Genomic DNA, 20,038 nt, shown 5'->3' with positions numbered 1-20,038 from the left:
GTCAGTTTTCCGACGCCAAAGCCTCGGCGAGTTCGTCCAAAAAGGCGGTTGCCTTCGAGTCGGACGGTGCCCGCCAGTCGCCGCGCGGCGACAGGGCACCGCCGGACGAGACCTTCGGCCCGTTCGGCATGGCCGTGCGCTTGAACTGGCTCGTCTGGAAGAAGCGCAGAAGGAAGGTTTCCAGCCATTTGCGGATGGTGGGCAGGTCGTAGGTGCCTTGGGCCGAGGCCGGGAAATTGGGCGGCCAGCCGCCGCGTGACGCATCCTCCCAGGCCTGCAGCGCCAGATAGGCGACCTTGGACGGCGCCTGGCCCTGCCGGGCGATATGGTACAGGAAGAAATCATGCAGCGCGTAGGGGCCGATGCGGTCCTGCGTGCTCTGCATCTTCCCATCCGCATCGGCCGGCACGAGCTCCGGAGATATTTCCGTGGCCAGAATGTCGATGAGGACGTCGGATGTCTCCGCGTCGAACGCCCCCGTCGAGGCGCACCAGCGGATGAGATGCTGGATCAGCGTCTTGGGCACACCGGGATTGACCCCGTAATGGCTCATCTGATCGCCGACGCCATAGGTGCTCCAGCCGAGCGCGATCTCCGACAGATCGCCCGTGCCGATGACGAAGCCGCGCCGCTGATTGGCCAGGCGGAAGAGAAAGTCGGTGCGCAGCCCGGCCTGGACGTTTTCGAAGGTGACGTCGTAGACCGGCTCACCGGCGGCGAAGGGATGGCCGATATCCGACAGCATCTGCCGCGCGGCAGGGCGAATGTCGATCTCTTCCGCCTCAACCCCCATGGCGCGCATCAGCCGCCACGCATTGGCACGGGTTTCCTCGCCCGTGGCGAAGCCGGGCATGGTAAAGCCAAGGATGGTGGAGCGTGGCAGGCCGAGCCTGTCGCAGGCCTTGGCGGCCACGACGAGGGCATGGGTGGAGTCGAGCCCGCCGGATACGCCGATCACCATCCGGTCGCCCGGCGTCGATTCGAAGCGGCGGATCAGGCCGTGCACCTGTATGTTGAAGGCCTCGTAGCAATCCTTGTCCAGATGTTCGGGCGCGTTGGGCACGAAGGGAAACCGGCGCAGCGGCCGCATCAGCGGGTCGGTCGATGCGTGGGGCTGGTGCGTGAAGCCGATGCGGCGGAACCGCCCCTCCGGATGGCCGGCCCGCGCGGCGGCATCGTTGAAGGTTCCGTTGCGCAGGCGCTCCTGACGGATACGCGTCAGGTCCACATCCGCCAGGACATGCTGCGCACCCATCGGGAAGCGCTCCGCCTGCGCCAGGAGTTCACCCAGCTCGTGCACCATGCCCTGCCCGTCCCAGGCGACGTCGTTGGTGCTTTCGCCGGCGCCGGCCGCCGCATAGACATAGGCTGCAGAACAGCGCATCGAGTGGGACGCCGCCAGAAGATGGCGGTCGGCGGACTTGCCGACCGTGATGTTGGATGCCGACAGGTTGCAGAGAATCAGCGCCCCGGCCAAAGCCCCATCGGTCGAGGGCGGGACGGGCGCCCAGTAGTCCTCGCAGATTTCCACATGGAAGATGAAATCGGCCATGTCGTCCGCGGCAAAGAGGAGGTCCGTGCCGAAGGGCGCCTCATATCCCGCCACGCTTGCCGTCAGCCCGGTCAGCCCGGCGCCGGAGGCGAACCAGCGCTTTTCGTAGTACTCCCGGTAGTTGGGCAGGAAGCTTTTGGGCACGATGCCGAGAAGGCGCCCCCGCGCGATCATGACCGCACAATTGTAGAGCCGCCCGTTGCGGCGCAGGGCAGCCCCCACGGCCAGGACCGGCGCCAGATCCACGCTTTCACGGACCAGATGCGCGATCGCCCCTTCGGTGGCGTCGAGCAGGCCTTCCTGCATGTGCAAGTCTTCGCTTGAATAGCCGGGCAGTCCGAGCTCGGGGTAGACGAGAAGATCCGCCCCCTGTGCAGCGGCCACATGCGCGGCCTTGAGCGTCGCCTGCGCATTGGCCATGGGATCGGCGAGATGAACGCGGGGTGTGACGGCGCCGACGCGCACGAAGCCATGCCGGTGGAAAGCGCGGAACGGCATGGTCTTCAGAATGTCGCTCCCGGCGACCGCTGCTTGCGCCTTTGCCATATCGGGCCGTCTCTCCTGGGTGTCCGCTCGGCCAGGCACAGCATGGCCGCGTCTTCAGGTAGCGAGGCGGCACCGCTCTGGCAAGCTGCGCGCCCTTAGCCGAACAGGAGTTCGCACAAGGCCATGCCGCCGAAAATCAGTAGGTACCAAAGTGAAGCGGAGGCGGTGATGATAAAGACAAAATTGTTCATCGCCCCTCCTTTCCGACCGATGGTTGCCGAGCGTTGCGAGGGGATGGAACCACAGCCAGGTATATGCATCGCAAAGCTGGAAGGTTAGCAACGCCCTAACGCGTCAGATCGCTCCGCAACCTTGACCTTCGGCTGCAGCGCAACATCTGCGCCGGGATATGACGGAGGGTTCAGTCATGGCCGCACGGCGCACCAGCACCATCACCACCATCGCCGCAATCGTCTTCGGGCTCCTGGCCGCCGTCATGGCGGTGGGCGGCGCATGGCTGATCGCGCTCGGTGGCTCCTGGTACTATCTCATCGCTGGGCTCGGCCTCCTGGCCACTGCCGTCCTGTTGTATCGCCGCCAGACGGCGGCCCTCATCCTGTATGCGCTGGTCGTGCTCGGCACGCTTGTCTGGTCGCTCTGGGAAGTGGGCTTCGACTGGTGGCCGCTGGCGGCGCGCGGGGGCCTGTTCATCGTTCTGGGCGTGGTCCTGCTCCTGCCCTTCGTTACCCGCAGGCTCGGCCTGCAGACCCTGCCGCAGGCGCTGGACGGCGTTCCCGGCCATGCCTCGGCCCTGCGGGGTGGCGGCCTGGCGCTGACGGCCACGCTGCTCCTGTCCTGCGTCGTGGCGGTCGTGTCCTGGTTCACCGACCTGCACCGGATCGAGGGCGAGGTGGGCGGCGCGGTCGCCGGCGCGACGGCGCAGGATGACGGCGTCCCGGAGGGCGAATGGCACGCCTATGGTCGCACCGAACTCGGCCAGCGCTACTCGCCTTTGTCGAACATCACGCCGCAGAACGTCTCCGACCTGGAAGTCGCCTGGCACTACAAGACGGGCGATATCTCGCAGCCGGGCGATCCGGAAGAGACGACCTTCCAGGTCACCCCGCTCAAGATCGGCGACCGCCTGTTCCTGTGCACGCCGCACCAGTCGGTCATCGCGCTCGACGCCACGACCGGCGACGAGATCTGGCGCTACAATCCGCAGATTCGCGGCGAGCTGGCCCTGCAGCACCTGACCTGCCGCGGCCTGTCCTACCAGCCCGCGACAGGCACGGTCGCAGAGGCCGCCGCGCCGGCCGACGGCCAGACGCCGCTTCCGCAGGAAGCCGTCCAGACCCTCAGCCCGCAGGGCGAAGGCGCTGACGCGCCCGGGACAAGCGCCGAAGTTCCCTCCACCTTCGAAGGCGGCGGGACCGGCGATGCTCCGCAAGGCGGCGACACGCAAGTTCCGGCCCAACCGGCGCAGACGCCACGGGCGCCGGTGGAGGGCGCAACGGCCGAGCGCCCCCTGCCCGACCTGCCCATCGCCGCCGATGACGACCATCCGACGCAAGTCTGCGACGCCAAGCTCTTCATGCCGACGGCGGACGCGCGGCTGATCGCCATCAGCCCAGATACCGGCGCGGTCTGCTCCAATTTCGGCGGCGGCGACGGGCAGATCGACCTGTGGCCCGGCATGCCGAACATCAATCCGGGCTCCTACTACTCGACCTCCCCGGTGGTCGTCGCCGACGGGCTGGTCATCGTGGGCGGAACCGTGCTCGACAATGTCTCGACCACCGAGCCGTCCGGCGTCATCCGCGCCTTCTCCATCGAAACCGGCGAACTGGTCTGGAACTGGGACAGCGCCAATCCGGACGATACTGCGCCGATCGCCCCCGGCCAGACCTATACACCGAACTCGCCCAACAGCTGGTCCATTTCCAGCGCGGACACCGAACTCGGCCTCGTCTATGTGCCGATGGGCAACGAGCCGCCGGACCAGTGGGGTGGCAATCGCAGCGAGGCTGCGGAAACTTATTCCTCTTCCGTCGTCGCGCTCGACATTGCGACGGGACAGGTTCGCTGGGTCTTCCAGACGGTCCACCACGATCTCTGGGACTATGACGTGCCCTCGCAGCCGACCCTCGTGGATCTTCAGGTCAATGGCGAGACCGTACCTGCCCTGGTGCAGCCGACCAAGCAGGGCGAGATTTTCGTCCTCGACCGCCGGACCGGTGAGCCGATCCTGCCGGTGACGGAGGAAGCGGCGCCGCAGGGCGCGGCCGAAGGTGACACCACCGCGCCGACGCAGCCTGTCTCCGCCCTGTCCTTCGACCCGCCTCCGCTGGTGGAAAAGGACATGTGGGGCGCCACACCGATCGATCAGCTTGCCTGCCGGATCGCCTTCCACGGCCTGCGCTACGAGGGGCGCTTCACGCCCCCGTCGGAAGAGGGAACATTGGTCTATCCCGGCAATTTCGGCGTCTTCAACTGGGGCGGCGTGGCGGTGGATCCGGTGCGGCAGGTGGTCTTCGCCACGCCGGCCTACCTCGCCTTCACCTCGAAGCTCTTCCCGCGTGAGAACGAGACCGATCTCGTCGTCAATGCCGAGCCGCCGGCCGGTGCGCTGCCAGCGCTGAACGAGAATTTCGGCGGGCCCTTCGCCGTGGAGATGGGACCCTTCCTGTCCTTCCTCGGCCTGCCGTGCCAATCCCCGCCCTGGGGCTATGTCGCGGCGGCCGATCTTCGGACCGGCAAGGTGATCTGGCAGCACAAGAATGGAACGGTCCGCGATGCCTCGCCCGTTCCGCTGCCCTTCCGCATGGGCGTGCCGAGCCTCGGCGGACCGCTCGTCACCGGTGGCGGAGTCGCCTTCCTGTCCGGCACGATCGACTATTTCATCCGCGCCTACGACCTTACGACCGGTGCGGAGATCTGGAAGGATCGCCTGCCGGCCGGCGGCCAGGCGACACCGATGACCTATACCGGTGCGGACGGGCGGCAGTATCTCCTGGTCGTGGCGGGTGGGCATGGCTCGCTGGGCACCAAACGGGGCGACGACGTCATCGCCTACGCGCTGCCGAACTAGCCGTTCACGCCCGACAAAAGGCGGCACCTGGCTTCCTGCCCGGTGCCGCTCGTCGCAATTCCTGCTGCCTGAACGACGAAAGCGCGCGGGAAACACGCGCGCTTTCGTAAATCTGACGCCCCGGCGGGCGCTTGCATCTTCGAATGCCGCCGATCAGGCGGCTTCCTCGTTCAACGTGCCTTCGGCAAGCTCCGTCAGCAGACCGTCGGTCTTCTTTTCCTCCTCCAGCGTCTCTTCCAGAAGGGAGGCTGCCTCGTCCATGCCCAGATGCCGGGCCCAGGATACGAGGGTGCCGTAGCGGGCGATCTCGTAGTGCTCGATCGCCTGGGCAGAGGCGATCAGCCCCACATCGAGGGCGGGCGCGTCCTTGAACTCTTCCATGATCTCGCGGCCTTCTTCGACAAGGCCCTGCATGGCCTCGCACGGCTTGCCGCGGGATCGCTTGCCCATGAGCTCGAAGATCTGGTCAAGCCGCTGGACCTGGTTGTCCGTTTCCTCCCGGTGGGTTTCGAAGGCGCTTCTCAGCTCTGGCGACTGGGTCGCCTTGGCCATACGGCCGAGCGCGCGCAGGATCTGCTTTTCGGCGTGGTAAACGTCCTTGAGCGTTTCGAGAAACAGGGTTTCGAGTGTCTTGTCCTTGGTCGCCATCTTGCTCTCCATGTATGATACGAGCCGAAAACGGTACCGTGACTATGGCGTTCCTAGGCTACGAAGTGCACACACAAAGAATGACATTAGCCAACAAAGTAATCGGGATACGTGGCTAACGAAAACGAATTCGCCATGGCAGACATCGTGCACATGTCCCTGTCTCAACAGACTGAAAGGCGTCGACGATGTTTTACACCGATGGAAAGTTACAATACCCGGTCCGGGTCGAACGGCCCGATCCGCTCTTCGCCAAGGCCCTTCAGCAGGCCATTGGCGGCGTCGAGGGGGAAATCCGCGTCGCCATGCAGTACATGTTCCAGGCATTCGGGGCACGTGGGCCGGCGAAGTACCGTGACATGCTGCTCAACACCGCCACCGAGGAGCTCGGCCATATCGAGATGCTGGCAACGGCCGTTGCCTTGAACCTGGAGAAGGCACCCTTGTCCATGCAGGAGGATGTCTCCGCGGATGCGGTGGGTGGCGCGGTGCTGAACGGCGTCGATATGCGCCATATCCTGTCCACCGGCCTGGCGGCGCTTCCGTCCGATGCCAATGGCGTGCCGTTCGATGCGTCCCACGTCTATGCCTCGGGCAATCTGGCGGCCGACATGTATGCCAATGTCGCCGCAGAGTCGTCCGGCCGCGTTCTCGCCACCCGGTTGTATAATATGACCGACGATCCCGGGATGAAGGACATGCTCTCCTTCCTGATCGCACGCGATACGATGCATCAGCAGCAGTGGCTGGCGGCGCTGGACGATATGGGTGGGTCGGAGACCAATCTACCGATCCCCAACAGTTTCCCGCAGAGCAAGGAAAACCAGAAATTCTCCTATGCCTATCTCGGCCATATGGTCGACGGGTCCATCCCCCAGGGGCGCTGGAGCGAGGGGCGGTCAATCGACGGGAAAGGTCGCTTCAGCGCGCAGCGTTCGGAACCAATGGGCGGTGAGCCCGCCTTGGCGCCAGCCCGCCCGGATGGCGGCGCACAGGATGCGCAGGCCTCGAAGTCGGGTATCGGTGGCATGCTGGGTGCCGCCGAAGGAGCCATCGAACGCAACCTCTAGCAGGGCGGCGCGCTCAAAGCCCGGCGCTGCGCCCGTGTCATCCTGGGTCTGCGCAGTGTCGATCGCCTCGGGCGGTGACGGGCGTCCCGACGGATGGCTTGCGACTTTCGTCCACGCGTATATTGCCCGGCGAGCCGATCCCGCCGGGCAATCCTGGCTGATCGTGTCAGCGGGCTCCGTCAGTCCGCCATGACGCTCAGCTTGTCGGGATCGAAGCCGACATAACCTTCGACGGCGGCCAGTTCACCCTCCGGCCGCCGCAACACCCACGCCGCATGGTCGAGGCCGCCACCGGACGCGGTGACAGAAAACCAGCTCCGATCGTCCGGGGCGCCACGGCCGGGCAACTCGGCCGCCGTCATCTGCTCGAAATAAACGTCCTGCCTCGGCAGATAGTAGATCGGCGCCTCGCGCTCACCATGCACGACAAGGGCGGCCTTGCTGGCGGCGATCACGGCATCGTGGTGCTTCACCACAACCGAACCGACAGCGCGCTCGACGCGGACACTTTGCTCACTCTGGCTCATCGTCATGCATCTCCCTTCAAAATCTCAGCTTTCATCGGCGCGGCGGCGGCGTTGGAGCGAGAGGCTCCGTGCGCCCCGAAGCTTCATCGCCCGCGTCGGCACCCGCCTCGGCGTCGGCATCGGCGGATGCCGCGGCAGGCTGGTGCAGAACCGGGTCCGGCTGACCGGCCATGCCGGCCGTGGTATCGTTGACGCGCGGAAGCTCCCCTTTTTCCGGGATGCGCGACTCCTCAGGCTTCTGGCCGAAGGAGTGCAACCGTTCGATCGGATTCTTCATCTGGCACGATCCCTCGCTGCATGGACCTCAACGGTCCTGCTGATAGCCCTGGTGCGTCGTATTCTCGCGGATGTCGCCAGCATCGCCCTGCTTGCCCGCACCGCCCTGCTTGGACACATCACCCGGGCCGGCCTTGCGCGCGTCCGCAGCCCCGGAGCTGCGCGAAGGCACGGGCGCTCTGCTGCTTTGGTTCTGTGGCGGAACAGGCGGTGCTTTGGCGTTCATGGCGCTCTCCCTTGCTGCTCCATCAACCCCGCAGCAAGGTGGCCGGTTCCGGAGGATCCGGCAGGCGGCCAAACACCGGTCAGTCGGTCTTGCGCCGGTTCAGACGCGTTTCTTCCTGCATGAGGAGGCGGACCACGTTTTCCGGGTCCATCGGCTTGCGGTAGAGGGGGATCTCATCCAGTTCGTCCGGGACGAACCAGTTGTCGTAGCCGGTGATGAAGATGACCGGGACGCCCCGCTTGCGCAGCGCCTCGGCGATGGGGAAAGACAGACCCTCGCCGAGCTTGATGTCGAGAAGCGCCCCATCCACCGTCACGCCTGTGTCCAGAAGCCGGAGCGCAGCGTCGACATCGGGCACGATGCCGGCGCAATGACCGCCGGCATCCAGAACGGTTCTGGCCAGTTCGTCCGCCAGGAAGAAGTCGTCCTCGACGATCAGTATGGAGCGGCCATCGAGGCGCGCATGAACGGAATCCGTCATTTCAAATTCACCCGGTGCCCTGCGCCGTCGCATGGGCATCATGACCGGAACGCAGTCCTATCGCAATCGGGATAGGCGCGCCTTGAGTGCGAGCGAAACCCGACCGAGGTCTTCGTTCAACGCTGCCAGCCGGTCCTCCGGTACGCAGGCCACGAGTTCACGATCGAGTTCGGCGGAGATGGCACGCGCTTCATCCGCCAGCTTTCGCCCCTTCGGTGTCAGGACGAGCATGATCTTGCGCATATCGTCCTTCGAGCGGTTCCGCCGGCAGATTCCGGCCCGCTCGAGGGGATCGATCATCTTGGAAATCGTGGAGGGGCGGACAAGCAGTTCGTCGGCAACCTCCGTGAGATGCCGACCGCCGGACTGCGCCAGGGCAATGAGCGCCTGGTCCTGTCCGATGACGAGATCCGCGTCTGCAAGCTTCAGGCCGAGAAGCGCTCGGGTCGATTTCGAGATCATGGACAGTCGTGGCACCAGCAAATCCCGCGTATCCGCGTGTTCGTCGATCGTATCCTGTGTTGCGTGACGCTCCATATCGTTTGCTCCGGTGTGCATCGTCTTTCCAAACTGTGCAGGCCGCACTGTCAATTCAGCCGGTAAATCTTAGCTAAGCAAGGAACATTTCCGTACCCGTACAAGCGTCTCCTGTAATCATTCGTCATTCTGACCGATATCGAGGCTCGACGCGAGGAGGCTGGCACAATGCAAACGTCACAGCGCAAGAGCGGCCCTGCAAATACGGCTCAGGCGGTCGAAACCGGGCTTCTGGACAAGCTGCTACTGATTGCCAAGGCGTCTCGCGCGCTTCTCGGGGTGCGTCTGGCGGAGATCGGGCTGAACCCCGGACAGGACCAGATGATCGTGCTTCTGGAGCGGGAGGTGCGCTGCAAGGTCGGTGCTGTGGCCGATGCCCTGAATGTGCGTCCGTCCACCGTCTCCAAGATGGCCGACCGGCTGCGTGCCATGGGCCTGATCGATAAGGAGACGATCGAACTTGACGCGCGTTGCACGGAGCTGTCCCTGACGGATGCCGGCAAGGCCAAGAAGATCGAAGTCCTGGCATGCTGGCAGGAACTGGAGTTGCAACTCGTCGATGCCAATCCACAACTGGCCGATCCGCGCCTGCGCGAGTCGCTCGAACTGATCGAAAGCGTCCTAAAGTCCCGTCTGTCGCGGCTGCGGTAGAGGCCCGGCGGCTCAGCTCATCGCCGCAAAGAAGGTTCCGCCGATCAACAGGAACGCCAGGACGAAGCCGAAGAGTTTGAAGCGCCCATCGAGCTGATTGCCGCCGAAGGCCACGCGCCAGGCGCGCATTCTAACATTCTTCTGGTCTTTCAGACTGTCCATCGCCGCCGATACCCTGTCCTGTGGTTCGAACGCCAAACCAAGGGCGAAGCGGGCGGCGTTTCGAGCCCCGTTTGCGTGGGCAGCCAACCTTTGGGCAACGAACGATATGTCGGCCTGGCGATCGGAACGGCACTGCCGCTCACCGATTTGCCCTTCTCCACAGCAAAGAGATGAACATGGTCACGACCGTCGGAACGGAAACCACTTTCGAGAAGCTGGTAGAGAACCTTCTCATCCTCGAACACGATGCCATGGCAGCCTATGAGTCGACCATCGAGCGGTTGGACGATCCGCAGGCCAAGGCGAAGATCGGCGAGTTCCTGAACGACCACCGGCAGCATGTGGCCGAACTGACCCGGCTGGCCTCCACGCTGGGCATCGACGCCCCGCGTGAAGGCGATGCGAAGGAATGGCTGACGACGGGCAAGGTCGCGCTGGCGTCGCTCGTTGGCGACAAGACGATCCTGAAGGCGATGTCCTCCAACGAAACGGACACCTGCACGGCCTATGACGAGGCATCGCGCAACGCGGCCGCCTCAGAGGAAGCGCGCGGCTTCTTCCGCAAGGCCTATGCCGACGAGGTCCGCCACAAGACCTACATGGACCAGGCCGCAACCGCCTGAGAACCAGGACGACTGGCAGTCAAAGGCCCGCTCCGCCCGCCGGAGCGGGCCTTTGCCGATCTGCGGGCGGCTGTCCGCGGACCGGACCAAAGGCGCGTCGGGTCCCTTAGCCGCGACGCATGTTTCCCTGCCCGGGCAGGAACGTTCAGTGCTCCGGCCCCTTCCCCAGCAAAGGCCCAACGCTTGGGCAAGACACGAGGAGACATCAGCGATGAAAGCTTTGTGCTGGCACGGCAAAGGCGACATTCGATGCGACACGGTCCCCGATCCCAAACTCGAAGGGCCGCGCGATGCGATCATCCGGGTGACCGCCTGCGCCATCTGCGGGTCCGACCTCCATCTCTATGACGGCTACATGCCCTCCATGCAGTCCGGCGACGTGCTGGGCCACGAGACCATGGGCGAAGTGGTGGAGGTCGGCGCGGAGGTGACGAACCTGAAACCCGGCGATCGCATCGTCGTGCCGTTCAACATTTCCTGCGGGGACTGCTTCTTCTGCCGCAAGCAGCTCTTTTCCCTGTGCGACCGCTCCAACCCCAATGCGAAGATGGCGGCTGAGGTGATGGGGCATTCACCGGCCGGGCTGTTCGGATATTCGCACATGCTCGGCGGATATGCCGGCGGACAGGCCGAGTATCTGCGCGTGCCCTTCGCCGATGTCGGCCATATCAAAGTGCCGGATTCGATCCCCGACGAGCAGGCCCTGTTCCTGTCCGACATCTTCCCGACCGGCTACATGGCGGCCGAGAATGCGGAGATCGAGCCGGGCGATACGGTCGCCGTCTGGGGATGCGGCCCGGTCGGGCAATTCGCCATCCAGAGTGCCTGGATGCTGGGCGCAGGGCGGGTCATCGCCATCGACAACGTGCCCGAGCGCCTGGCCATGGCCCGAACCCATGGCAGGGCCGAGGTGATCGACTTCGATGAGGTGAAGGTCTACGACCAGCTCCAGGAGATGACGGCCGGCCGCGGTCCGGACCGCTGCATCGACGCCGTCGGCACCGAAGCCCATGGCGGCGGGGCCGTCGATGCCGTCATCGACAAGGTCAAGGCCGCGGCCTATCTTGGCACCGACCGGCCGCATGTCCTGCGGGAAATGATCATGTGCTGCCGCAAGGGTGGCACCCTGTCCGTGCCGGGCGTCTATATCGGCTTTCTCGACAAGATCCCCTTCGGCGCCCTCATGAACAAGGCCTTGAGCGTGCGCACCGGACAAACCCATACGCACCGCTACCTCGAACCCCTGCTCCGCAAGGTCGAGGAAGGTGCGATCGATCCCTCCTTCGTCGTTACCCATCAGGCCAGGCTCGACCAGGGGCCGGAACTGTACAAGGCCTTCCGCGATAAGCAGGACGGCTGCATCAAGGTGATGATGCGGCCGTAAGGCCGATGGCGCGTGCCGGCGCTGCGGCGCCGGCGGCGCTTCAGCCTGCCTGCCCTGCCTGCTCGAGGCCGCGCTCGAAGCCGGTGACGAAGCCGGTCAGGAAGCCGACGATGAGCGAGGCGAGGAAACTGACCACCACGACGGTCGCCATCTGCCGCACCGACATGCCGAAGGCAAGGCACACCAGGATCGACGCGACGATCTGGCCCGCCGCCGCCACGGCGAAGGACTGGCCAAGCGCCTGGAGGCCGATGGCGACGACCACCGAAATGGCGATGGCGATGGCGCCGTGCCAGAGATTGGCCCCGGCGATCCGCGCCCCGAGGGCACCCCCCGCCACAGAGACGATCGCATAGAGAAGACTGGTCCAGGCCACGACGGATACCCTTGGCAGAATGACGATACCCATTGGTCATCGGCGCAACCGCAAATGGCAAGACCGGATCGTGCGGGATGCTGAACGGTTCCTTACGCCGCTGGAGCGGTAGCTTTGCCCGCAGCGAGCACGCCCATCCGGGACGCCGGCTCCCGCCCGAGTGCCGCACAGATGAACAGGGCCGCATCCACCACGGCGTGCCGGTCGATCCCAGTCACGATGCCCCTGCCGTCCAGCATGTTAAGCCGCAATCCGGCGCCCTGCGATGCGGACCGTCCTTGCCTGCGCCACGATCGCCCCCTTGACCTGTCTATGGCCCCGGATCGGGAGCCATCCGACCAGTCGTGACGCTGCAGACGCTGGCGCTCTACTGGCCCCGGCCGCCATTACCCGCAATGGCGGCCTCGATCGCGGCGATATCGATGCGGCGCATTGTCATCATCGCCTCGAACGCGCGGCGGGCGGGTTCGCCGCCCGTGCTGAGAGCCTGTGTCAGCACATTCGGGGTGATCTGCCAGGACACGCCCCAGCGGTCCTTGCACCAGCCGCAGGCGCTTTCCTGGCCGCCATTGCCCACGATGGCGTCCCAGTAGCGGTCCGTCTCCGCCTGATCTTGCGTCGCGATCTGGAAGGAGAAGGCCTCGCTCTGCCGGAACGCCGTCCCGCCATTCAGGCCAAGACAGGCGACGCCGAGCACGGTGAACGCGACCGTCAGAACATCGCCTTGCCGGCCGGACGGGAAGTCGGCCGGGGCGCGGTGTATGCCGTGGACCGCGCTGTCCGGAAAGACGCTCGCATAGAAGGCCGCCGCCGCTTCGGCCTCGCGCTCGTACCATAGGCAGATCGTGTTCCGGGCCATTGCCATATTCAACTCCTCCCCATGTATGAGAGTTGATATCAACATAAATGGTGCCTGTCGAGCCGGCGACCCGGGCGGATCGCCGGCCCACGATACGCCGCCGATCAGCCGTTGCCTTGAAGGCTGTAGGTTTCGGTGGCCGTGTCCAGGAACAGCCGGCGCTGATCGGGTTCCGGCAAATCCGCCACGATGGTCTTGAAGCCCCGATACATCGTATCGAAATCCACGCACAGGCTGTCGACGGGGAAGTTGCTGGCGAACATGGCCCGCTCCGGGCCGAAGATGGCGATGGCCTCGCGCACGATCCAACGATTGCTTTCGACCGTCCAGGCGATGCCGGCTTGTCCAAAGCCGGAAATCTTCACACGCATATTGGGGGCGCTTGCCATGCGCGCCAGCGCCCGCCGCCATGCCAGGAGCGCTTCCTGGCTCCGGTCGGCCGGCAGGCTCAGATGGTTCAGGATGATCGTCGTATCCGGAAAGTCGAGGGCGAGTTGCAGGGCTTCCTCGGCGTTCCACCACGGCGTCTGCAGATCGAAGTGCAGGCCATGGGCCCCGAGCAGCGCGAAGCCCTGCCGCCAGGAATCGGAAGCCATGAGGGTCGGCACGCTTCCGACCTCGCGCGGGCTGGCCGGGCCGCCGGGCTTGTGGCGGACCGAGCGCACCATAGGTGCGGCGCCGTAGACGGCGGCGAGCTGCGGCCAGTCGTCCCGGTCGAGCCAAGCCTGCGCCACGATGGCGTTGGGCAGGCCGTATTCTTCGGCCAGGCCACAAGCATAGCGCACTTCGCCGAGCGGATCGGCAGGGTCCCACTCGGTCTCCACATAGACCGACCCGATGACGTTGTGCCCGCGCGTGAGCTGCCGGTACTCCGGCGGCAGGAAGGGCCGGCGGATGGCGGCATAGTCGCCGTAGCGGAAGGGGATGACCCCCTCCTCGGTGAGCCAGGGGTGGTGGTTGCGCACGGGATCCCAGAAATGCTGGTGCGCATCGATCACCGGCCCGTCATAGAGGAGAGCCTGCGCGCTCATCGGGCCGGCTCCCGGGTGGCGCGGCCGCCGCTCAGGTCGATCAGGAGCGTTGCGGCGACATAGAGCCCGGCGGCGGCGGCGAAGAAGGCGAGCACGCTGCCATAGGACTGGTTCGACACATCCAGGATCCAGCCGATCAGGATGGGAATGATGATGCCGGAGATCGAGCCTGCGCAGTTCATGGCGCCGCCGACGAAGCCGACCTTGTCGGAGGGCGCGAGCACCGGCGGGAAGCTCCAGTAGAGACTGCCCCACAGAAGGAAGAAAGCCGTGACCGACAGGAGCAGCACCGCATGGACCGGATCGGCGACACGCGGCAGCGCGATCAGTGAGAGGGCGGCCACGAGGCCCGACAGGGTCAGCATCGTCTTGGCGACGCGGCCGCGATCATAGCCGCGATTGACCATGGCATCGGCCAGAAAACCGCCGGTGAGCGAACCGGCTGCCCCGCACAGGAAGATCACGAAGGTCGCGTAGCCCATAGCCTTCAGGTCCATGCCGCGTGCAGCCGACAGGTAGCTCGGCCCCCAGGTGATCAGCCCGAAGAAGACGGTGGCCCATCCGAAGCGGCCGATGCAGAGCGCTGCGAGCGAGCGGGGCGACAGGCGCCCCGGCGCCTGCGCCGCCTGCTGCCCGACCGGGCCGGCGGAGCGGATGTGCGACAACTCCGCCGCGTTCACGCCGCCATGATCCTCCGGGCGGTCGCGCAGATACCACCAGGACAGGATGCCCATGGCGATCGTGACGAGCCCGGCCACCAGGAAGGCCAGCCGCCAGGAGCCGAGCGACAGGATCAGCCAGGAAATGACTATACCGCCGATTGCCGCCCCGAGCGGCCCCCCGCAATCCATGATGACGGCCCCGCGGCCGCGTTCGCCGGGCGAAAGCCAGGCCGCGTTCAGCTTGCCACCGGCCGGAAAGAGCGGCGCCTCCGCGCCGCCGAGCCCGACGCGCGTCAAAAGCAGCGACAGGCCGCCGCTCGCCACGGCCGCGAGCGACTGGAAGATGCCCCACAGGACAGTCGCCCAGGTGACCATGGCGCGGGGTCCGAACCGGTCGATCAACCAGCCGGACGGAATCTGCAGCGCGGCATAGCTCCAGAAGAATGACGACAGGATCAGCCCCTGCATCGTGGCCGACAGGCCGAATTCGGACGCGATGGTCGGCATGGCGATGGACAGGGCGACCCGATCCACAAGGTTGATCACCACCAGGGCGAAGATGACCAGGAAAATGCGCCAGCGGACCGAACTGGCGGGCGCGCCTGCGGGCGCAAGCGTGGCGGATGACATCGGACAATACCTCCCAAACGCCGGCCGGCCCCACCCTGCGGATGCCGTGCGGCAAACGCGATGCTCCTCTTGCATCGCGCACTCCCTTTGCTGGCATAAAGCCAGCCTCCATAGCGCAGGCTACGCGGCATTTACGGGCGTTCCCAATTCCGCTTTGCTATGCTCCGATGCCAAATCGGCATCGCTGACGCATGGGGAGGGTCCGGAATGGACAGCGGCGACAGGCTTTTGCGGCGGGTAAAGTCCAGCCATCTCCTTCTCCTGCTTGCGCTCAGCGAGCATGGGAGCTTGCGCCGCGCAGCGGAGGTGACGGGCACGACGCAACCTGCCGCGACGCGCCTCCTGCGTGATCTGGAGGCGGCGATCGGCCAGACGCTTTTCGAGCGCCACCCGAAGGGACTGCGCCCGACCGGTTTCGGGCGGGTGATGATCCGGCATGCGCGGGCCGTGCGGGCCGAGCTCGACCATACGGTGGGCGAGATCATGGCCCTGTCCTCCGGCTATTCCGGCACGCTGCGCATCGGCTGCATCCCGAGCGCGGTGCCTTTCCTCGTCGCCCGCACGGTGGTGCGCCTGAAGCGCCAGCACCCCCGCCTGCGGGTCCTGATCGACGTGGCGACCAGCAACCACCTGATGGACGCTCTGGCAGAGGGAAGCCTCGACCTCGCCCTCGGCCGCGTCCTCGACGCGACGGACGAGCCGGGGCTTGCCCTGCATGGAACGGTGGATGAGGAACTCGTCGTCTGCTGCCGCAAGGACCACCCGCTGCGCACTGAGAGCGCCCGCATCTCGTGGGTTGAGCTGTCCCGCTGGCCCTGGGTCGTCCTGCCGGCCGGCTCGCCGATGCGGCACATCCTGTCCAGCGCCTTTCGCGGCGGCGGCGCCCACGAGCCCGACGACCTGACCGAAACCGCCTCCTTCCTGATGGCAATCTCGCTTCTGGCGCAGAGTGATGCCGTTTCGCTCCTGCCGCGCGATGTGCTCCTGTCGACCTTCGGCCGCCCCACCATCGAGGCCCTGGCCGTGGACCATTATCCCCGCATGGGCCCCTACTCCATCCTCACCCGCCGCGACCGCGAAACCGACGCAGCCGTGCAACTCTTCATCGCGGGGCTGAAGGAAACGGCGGTGGAGAGGGGCGGGGTCGGCACGGTTTAAGCCAGATAGGTCTATAATCCTAGAATCAGTTGACAGTTTTACGATCGTGAGCGATATTCAGCTCACCCCGGTCAAGCGTGCCAATTCGCGCTCCTTCAGCCCGGGCTAGACGGTAGGTGGCTAGCCGTCAATTCTTCTCCGTACAGCAGCGTGCCGCTTCTCCTCGAAGCGTGCACCTGCTTGCGGATTGAACCGACCGTCGTGCCCTTCCATCCGCCTCCCGCCATTCGAACGCGACGAAGCTGTGGTACGCATCCGCCAGAGAGCGGGGTTCTGTCGGACGAGCCGGTTCAGATGCAGAGATATGGAGCCGGACCGTCCCGACAGCGCCGGCAAGGAAAGCCGAACCGTCGATCCTATTAGTGACGGCCTTCAGCAAGCCTTCGGGCCGGCCACTAACGCCCGTCCGGTTTCGTGGCCTCCGCCGGTTGGGCGCGGAGGAAGTCGAAGTCGCACCCTTCGTCCGCCTGAAGGATATGCTGGTCGTAGAGCCGCGCATAGCCGCGCGTCGCCTGCGGCGTCTCCGGCCGCGCGGCGCCTTCCGCCCGTCGGCGTTCCAGCTCCTGCGCCGGCACCAGAAGCTCTAGCGCACGGTTCGCGACGCTCAGCCTGATGCGGTCGCCACTGCGCACGAGGCCGAGCGGCCCGCCCGAGGCGGCGTCCGGCGCGATGTGCAGGACGATCGTGCCGTAGGCCGTGCCGCTCATGCGCGCATCCGACATGCGGACCATGTCCTTGACGCCGGCCTTGGCGAGCTTGGCGGGAATCGGCAGGTAGCCCGCCTCCGGCATGGCGGCCTCGCTCGTCGGCCCGGCATTCTGCAGGACGAGGAAGTCGTCCGCATGCACATCCAGCTCCGGGTCGTCGATCCGCTCGGCAAGGTCGGCGAGCGAGGTGAACACGACCGCCCGCCCTTCCCGCTCGAAGAGGTTCGGGTCGGCCGCCGAGCGCTTGATGATCGCCCCGCGTGGCGCGAGGTTGCCGAAGAGCGCGACGAGGCCCCCGTTCGGGCGGATCGGATCTTCCAGCGGGCGCACGATCGAACGGTCGACCCAAGGATCGGCAGCGTCGATCCGCTCGCCGATCGTCTCACCGCTGATGGTCCGCACGTTCAGATGCAGGAGGTGGCGCAGCTCGCGCATGACGGCCGGAATGCCGCCCGCCGCGTAAAGATCCTCCATGTAAGCCTCACCCGTCGGCTTCAGATCGACCAGCACGGGGGTGGTTTCGCTGAGCTCGTTCATCCGCGCGAAGTCGAATGGCAGGCTGAGCCGCCCCATAATGGCCGCCAGATGGACGACGGCATTGGTGGAGCCACCAAGGGCCAGAAGGATGCGCAGGGCGTTCTCGAAAGCTTCCTTCGTCATGATGGCGCTCGGCCTGCGGTCGTTGCGCCCGATCAGCTCGACGGCGATGCGCCCGGTTTCCTCTGCCATGCGCAGGCGGTCGGCGTCGACCGCCGGGATTGCGGCTGCGCCCGCCGGCATCATGCCGAGGGCTTCGGCGATCGACGCCATGGTGGAGGCCGTGCCCATCACCGCGCAGGTTCCGCTCGTGGAGGCGAGCCGCTTCTCGACGGCATCGATGCCGGCATCGTCCACGCTGCCAGCGCGGTAGCGTTGCCAGAAGCGGCGGCAGTCGGTGCAGGCCCCAAGGCGCTCGCCCCGGTGGCGGCTCGTCGACATCGGCCCGGCGACAAGCTGGATGGCGGGCAGGTCGGCGGAGGCCGCGCCCATCAGTTGCGCGGGCACGGTCTTGTCGCAGCCGCCCAGGAGGACCACCGAGTCCATGGGCTGCGCGCGCACCATCTCCTCGACATCCATGGACATGAGGTTGCGGAACTTGAGGCTTGTTGGCGACAGGAAGACCTCACCAAGCGAAATCGTCGGAAACTCCACAGGCAGGGCGCCGGCCGCCAGGACGCCGCGCTTGACGGCCTCGATCATCTCAGGAAAGTGGCGGTGGCAGTTATTGAAGCCGCTCGCCGAATGGGCAATTCCCACGATGGGCCGGTCGAGCATCTCCCGGCTGTAGCCCATGGAGGCGGCGAAGGAGCGCCGCAGATAGAGCGAGAAGCGGCGGTCGCCATAGTTGGTCAGGCCGCGCGCGAAGCCGTGCGGCTCCGTCTTCGTGTCGGTATCATCGGTCATGGTCGGGTTCCGTCAGGCGAGCCGAAGCTTCACATATTTGGGTTCGAGATAGTCCAGGATGCCGAGCTTGCCGCCCTCGCGGCCCATTCCGCTTTCCTTGACGCCGCCAAAGGGGATCTCGGCCGCGGCCAGCAGCATGTCGTTCACCCCGACCATGCCGACCTCCAGCGCCTCGGCCGCACGGTTGGCCGTCTCGAGCGAGCGCGAGAAGACATAGCCGGCCAGGCCATAGGGCACATCGTTCGCGCGTGCGACGACCTCGTCGAAATCGGTAAAGGTCGCAATGGGCGCCACCGGTCCGAACGGCTCCTCGCGCATGATCTCGGCCGCATCCGGGACATGGCCGAGCACGGTGGGCGAGAAGAAGAAGCCCCGATTGTGCTCCGGCGGGATGGACCCGCCGGCAAGGACCTGCGCGCCGCGCGCGACGGCGTCCTCGACCAGCCGCTGGATGCGCTCGCGCCCCCGCGCATTCGCCATCGGGCCGACCTCCACGCCCGCGTCACGGCCGCGACCCAGGCGCAGCGCCTTCGCGGTCTCGGCCATGGATCGCGCGAAGGGTTCGTAGACGGACTCGTGAACGTAGAAGCGGCTTGGCGAGATGCAGACCTGCCCGGCATTGCGGAACTTGGTCCGGGCGCACATCACGCCCGCGGCCACCGGATCGGCATCCGCAAAGACCAGGACAGGCGCGTGGCCGCCCAGCTCCATCGAAACCTTCTTCACGGTCTCGGCGCATTGTTTGAGGATCAGCTTGCCGACCGGCACGGACCCCGTCAGCGATACTTTGCGGATCACCGGCGAGGCGATGAGGTGCCGCGAAATCTCGGCTGACGGGCCGCTCACGACATTGAGGACACCCGCCGGCACCCCGGCCGCAATGGCAGCCTCGGCAATGAAGAAGGTGCTGGATGGCGCCTCTTCCGACGGCCGGATGACGATCGGGCAGCCCGCCGCGAGCGCTGCGGCGATCTTGCGGGCGGGGAGCAGCGCCGGAAAGTTCCAGGCGGTGAAGGCGGCGACGGGGCCGACAGGATCGTATCGGACCTGGAGACGGGTCGCCGGATCGCGACCGTCCAGCGTGTGGCCGAAGATACGACGGGCCTCGTCGGCGTACCAGTCGAACTGGTCGATGGCCGCCCGGAACTCGGCCGCCGCCTCTGCTATGGGCTTTCCCGTCTCGATCGACATGGCGAGGGCAGCCTCGTCGATGACGGATTGGAGGTTGCCGACGATGCGGCGCAGGATCGCGGAGCGCTCCCAGCCGGAGACGGCGCGCCACCGGGGCGCCTCCCGCGCAAGCGCCGCCAGCACCGCCTCGAGATCCTCCGGCTCGGCGCAGGGCAGATGGCCGATCGGCTCCTCGTTCGTGGGGTCGATCACCGGGCGAGTGCGCCCTTGGCTCCCCCGGCGCCAGCGTCCATCGATCAGAAGTCCGAAGCGTTCGTACATTGTCAT

The 20,038-nt window shown here is 66.1% G+C and carries 21 protein-coding genes; 6 read left to right on the top strand and 15 right to left on the bottom strand.

Annotated elements, in window-relative coordinates; all coding sequences use genetic code 11:
• Window position 1 precedes the first annotated feature (1 nt).
• On the bottom strand, window positions 2–2,050 hold the full coding sequence (locus tag AUL30_RS04960; protein WP_062226845.1) for an NAD(+) synthase: 2,049 nt from the start codon (window positions 2,048–2,050) through the stop codon (window positions 2–4).
• A gap of 415 nt (window positions 2,051–2,465) precedes the next feature.
• Between AUL30_RS04960 and AUL30_RS04955 the strand changes: the two genes are divergently transcribed.
• Window positions 2,466–5,129: a glucose/quinate/shikimate family membrane-bound PQQ-dependent dehydrogenase gene (locus AUL30_RS04955; protein ID WP_062226739.1), complete on the top strand. Its 2,664-nt coding sequence runs from the start codon at window positions 2,466–2,468 to the stop codon at window positions 5,127–5,129.
• Window positions 5,130–5,282: 153 nt separating this feature from the next.
• On the opposite strand, the gene AUL30_RS04950 is transcribed toward AUL30_RS04955, so the two are convergent.
• Window positions 5,283–5,777 (bottom strand): YciE/YciF ferroxidase family protein, encoded by a 495-nt coding sequence (locus tag AUL30_RS04950; protein WP_202814476.1) that lies wholly within the window; start codon window positions 5,775–5,777, stop codon window positions 5,283–5,285.
• 188 nt (window positions 5,778–5,965) lie between these two features.
• Between AUL30_RS04950 and AUL30_RS04945 the strand changes: the two genes are divergently transcribed.
• Entirely contained in the window at window positions 5,966–6,847 is an 882-nt protein-coding gene (locus AUL30_RS04945; protein WP_062226737.1) for a manganese catalase family protein, read from the top strand.
• A 179-nt stretch (window positions 6,848–7,026) separates the two neighbouring features.
• Here the strand turns inward: AUL30_RS04945 and AUL30_RS04940 are convergent, their stop codons facing one another.
• The 5 genes from AUL30_RS04940 to AUL30_RS04925 form a co-directional block, all read right to left on the bottom strand.
• Window positions 7,027–7,374: a DUF427 domain-containing protein gene (locus AUL30_RS04940; RefSeq protein ID WP_192843009.1), complete on the bottom strand. Its 348-nt coding sequence runs from the start codon at window positions 7,372–7,374 to the stop codon at window positions 7,027–7,029.
• Window positions 7,375–7,405: 31 nt separating this feature from the next.
• A complete protein-coding gene (locus tag AUL30_RS04935; protein WP_062226735.1) occupies window positions 7,406–7,651 on the bottom strand; it encodes a hypothetical protein in 246 nt (81 codons plus the stop codon).
• 27 nt (window positions 7,652–7,678) lie between these two features.
• Window positions 7,679–7,876: a hypothetical protein gene (locus tag AUL30_RS19205; RefSeq protein WP_083507673.1), complete on the bottom strand. Its 198-nt coding sequence runs from the start codon at window positions 7,874–7,876 to the stop codon at window positions 7,679–7,681.
• Between the two features lie 79 nt (window positions 7,877–7,955).
• Window positions 7,956–8,357, bottom strand: a complete 402-nt coding sequence (locus AUL30_RS04930) for a response regulator (protein WP_062226734.1) — start codon at window positions 8,355–8,357, stop codon at window positions 7,956–7,958.
• A 57-nt stretch (window positions 8,358–8,414) separates the two neighbouring features.
• Complete coding sequence (locus tag AUL30_RS04925) at window positions 8,415–8,894, bottom strand: MarR family winged helix-turn-helix transcriptional regulator (RefSeq protein ID WP_062226733.1); 480 nt, start codon at window positions 8,892–8,894, stop codon at window positions 8,415–8,417.
• Window positions 8,895–9,062: 168 nt separating this feature from the next.
• On the opposite strand from AUL30_RS04925, the gene AUL30_RS04920 reads away from it, so the two are divergent.
• The gene (locus tag AUL30_RS04920; RefSeq protein ID WP_062226732.1) at window positions 9,063–9,545 is read left to right on the top strand and encodes a MarR family winged helix-turn-helix transcriptional regulator; all 483 of its coding nucleotides are present in this window, start codon (window positions 9,063–9,065) and stop codon (window positions 9,543–9,545) included.
• 12 nt (window positions 9,546–9,557) lie between these two features.
• Here AUL30_RS04920 and AUL30_RS19660 read toward each other — a convergent pair whose 3' ends face one another.
• Window positions 9,558–9,707: a hypothetical protein gene (locus tag AUL30_RS19660; protein ID WP_157069899.1), complete on the bottom strand. Its 150-nt coding sequence runs from the start codon at window positions 9,705–9,707 to the stop codon at window positions 9,558–9,560.
• Between the two features lie 176 nt (window positions 9,708–9,883).
• Between AUL30_RS19660 and AUL30_RS04915 the strand changes: the two genes are divergently transcribed.
• Together AUL30_RS04915 and AUL30_RS04910 are read left to right on the top strand one after the other, a co-directional pair.
• On the top strand, window positions 9,884–10,330 hold the full coding sequence (locus tag AUL30_RS04915; RefSeq protein ID WP_062226844.1) for a DUF892 family protein: 447 nt from the start codon (window positions 9,884–9,886) through the stop codon (window positions 10,328–10,330).
• A gap of 211 nt (window positions 10,331–10,541) precedes the next feature.
• Window positions 10,542–11,714 (top strand): zinc-dependent alcohol dehydrogenase, encoded by a 1,173-nt coding sequence (locus AUL30_RS04910; protein ID WP_062226731.1) that lies wholly within the window; start codon window positions 10,542–10,544, stop codon window positions 11,712–11,714.
• Between the two features lie 40 nt (window positions 11,715–11,754).
• Here AUL30_RS04910 and AUL30_RS04905 read toward each other — a convergent pair whose 3' ends face one another.
• From AUL30_RS04905 to AUL30_RS04890, 5 genes are all read right to left on the bottom strand, one after another.
• A complete protein-coding gene (locus tag AUL30_RS04905) occupies window positions 11,755–12,090 on the bottom strand; it encodes a hypothetical protein (protein ID WP_157069897.1) in 336 nt (111 codons plus the stop codon).
• A 92-nt stretch (window positions 12,091–12,182) separates the two neighbouring features.
• On the bottom strand, window positions 12,183–12,329 hold the full coding sequence (locus AUL30_RS19655; protein WP_157069895.1) for a hypothetical protein: 147 nt from the start codon (window positions 12,327–12,329) through the stop codon (window positions 12,183–12,185).
• Window positions 12,330–12,457: 128 nt separating this feature from the next.
• Complete coding sequence (locus AUL30_RS04900) at window positions 12,458–12,949, bottom strand: VOC family protein (protein ID WP_192843014.1); 492 nt, start codon at window positions 12,947–12,949, stop codon at window positions 12,458–12,460.
• 104 nt (window positions 12,950–13,053) lie between these two features.
• Window positions 13,054–13,980, bottom strand: a complete 927-nt coding sequence (locus AUL30_RS04895) for an amidohydrolase family protein (protein WP_062226728.1) — start codon at window positions 13,978–13,980, stop codon at window positions 13,054–13,056.
• Window positions 13,977–15,272, bottom strand: a complete 1,296-nt coding sequence (locus tag AUL30_RS04890; protein ID WP_062226727.1) for an MFS transporter — start codon at window positions 15,270–15,272, stop codon at window positions 13,977–13,979. Before AUL30_RS04890 ends, AUL30_RS04895 begins: the two co-directional genes overlap by 4 nt.
• A 207-nt stretch (window positions 15,273–15,479) precedes the next feature.
• Here AUL30_RS04890 and AUL30_RS04885 point away from each other — a divergent pair, with 207 nt between their 5' ends.
• Complete coding sequence (locus tag AUL30_RS04885) at window positions 15,480–16,430, top strand: LysR family transcriptional regulator (RefSeq protein WP_062226726.1); 951 nt, start codon at window positions 15,480–15,482, stop codon at window positions 16,428–16,430.
• Window positions 16,431–16,825: 395 nt separating this feature from the next.
• Here AUL30_RS04885 and AUL30_RS04880 read toward each other — a convergent pair whose 3' ends face one another.
• Together AUL30_RS04880 and AUL30_RS04875 are read right to left on the bottom strand one after the other, a co-directional pair.
• A complete protein-coding gene (locus AUL30_RS04880; protein WP_062226725.1) occupies window positions 16,826–18,580 on the bottom strand; it encodes a dihydroxy-acid dehydratase in 1,755 nt (584 codons plus the stop codon).
• A 12-nt stretch (window positions 18,581–18,592) separates the two neighbouring features.
• A complete protein-coding gene (locus AUL30_RS04875; protein ID WP_244490714.1) occupies window positions 18,593–20,038 on the bottom strand; it encodes an NAD-dependent succinate-semialdehyde dehydrogenase in 1,446 nt (481 codons plus the stop codon).

The sequence above is a fragment of the Aureimonas frigidaquae genome, from assembly GCF_001463905.1.
In the GTDB taxonomy this organism is placed as follows: Bacteria; Pseudomonadota; Alphaproteobacteria; order Rhizobiales; family Rhizobiaceae; genus Aureimonas; species Aureimonas frigidaquae.
This window is presented reverse-complemented; position numbering and strand designations above follow the sequence as displayed.

What these genes read in the sequence shown, in the direction of transcription:
- AUL30_RS04950 (WP_202814476.1), bottom strand. Translation starts at nt 5,777, where the DNA reads ATGGCGACCAAGGACAAGACACTCGAAACCCTGTTTCTCGAAACGCTC.
- AUL30_RS04880 (WP_062226725.1), bottom strand. Translation starts at nt 18,580, where the DNA reads ATGACCGATGATACCGACACGAAGACGGAGCCGCACGGCTTCGCGCGC.
- AUL30_RS04900 (WP_192843014.1), bottom strand. Translation starts at nt 12,949, where the DNA reads ATGGCCCGGAACACGATCTGCCTATGGTACGAGCGCGAGGCCGAAGCG.
- AUL30_RS04890 (WP_062226727.1), bottom strand. Translation starts at nt 15,272, where the DNA reads ATGTCATCCGCCACGCTTGCGCCCGCAGGCGCGCCCGCCAGTTCGGTC.
- AUL30_RS19655 (WP_157069895.1), bottom strand. Translation starts at nt 12,329, where the DNA reads ATGCTGGACGGCAGGGGCATCGTGACTGGGATCGACCGGCACGCCGTG.
- AUL30_RS04920 (WP_062226732.1), top strand. Translation starts at nt 9,063, where the DNA reads ATGCAAACGTCACAGCGCAAGAGCGGCCCTGCAAATACGGCTCAGGCG.
- AUL30_RS04875 (WP_244490714.1), bottom strand. Translation starts at nt 20,038, where the DNA reads ATGACAATGTACGAACGCTTCGGACTTCTGATCGATGGACGCTGGCGC.
- AUL30_RS04955 (WP_062226739.1), top strand. Translation starts at nt 2,466, where the DNA reads ATGGCCGCACGGCGCACCAGCACCATCACCACCATCGCCGCAATCGTC.
- AUL30_RS04895 (WP_062226728.1), bottom strand. Translation starts at nt 13,980, where the DNA reads ATGAGCGCGCAGGCTCTCCTCTATGACGGGCCGGTGATCGATGCGCAC.
- AUL30_RS04940 (WP_192843009.1), bottom strand. Translation starts at nt 7,374, where the DNA reads ATGAGCCAGAGTGAGCAAAGTGTCCGCGTCGAGCGCGCTGTCGGTTCG.
- AUL30_RS04925 (WP_062226733.1), bottom strand. Translation starts at nt 8,894, where the DNA reads ATGGAGCGTCACGCAACACAGGATACGATCGACGAACACGCGGATACG.
- AUL30_RS04960 (WP_062226845.1), bottom strand. Translation starts at nt 2,050, where the DNA reads ATGCCGTTCCGCGCTTTCCACCGGCATGGCTTCGTGCGCGTCGGCGCC.
- AUL30_RS19660 (WP_157069899.1), bottom strand. Translation starts at nt 9,707, where the DNA reads ATGGACAGTCTGAAAGACCAGAAGAATGTTAGAATGCGCGCCTGGCGC.
- AUL30_RS04885 (WP_062226726.1), top strand. Translation starts at nt 15,480, where the DNA reads ATGGACAGCGGCGACAGGCTTTTGCGGCGGGTAAAGTCCAGCCATCTC.
- AUL30_RS04915 (WP_062226844.1), top strand. Translation starts at nt 9,884, where the DNA reads ATGGTCACGACCGTCGGAACGGAAACCACTTTCGAGAAGCTGGTAGAG.
- AUL30_RS04930 (WP_062226734.1), bottom strand. Translation starts at nt 8,357, where the DNA reads ATGACGGATTCCGTTCATGCGCGCCTCGATGGCCGCTCCATACTGATC.
- AUL30_RS04945 (WP_062226737.1), top strand. Translation starts at nt 5,966, where the DNA reads ATGTTTTACACCGATGGAAAGTTACAATACCCGGTCCGGGTCGAACGG.
- AUL30_RS19205 (WP_083507673.1), bottom strand. Translation starts at nt 7,876, where the DNA reads ATGAACGCCAAAGCACCGCCTGTTCCGCCACAGAACCAAAGCAGCAGA.
- AUL30_RS04910 (WP_062226731.1), top strand. Translation starts at nt 10,542, where the DNA reads ATGAAAGCTTTGTGCTGGCACGGCAAAGGCGACATTCGATGCGACACG.
- AUL30_RS04935 (WP_062226735.1), bottom strand. Translation starts at nt 7,651, where the DNA reads ATGAAGAATCCGATCGAACGGTTGCACTCCTTCGGCCAGAAGCCTGAG.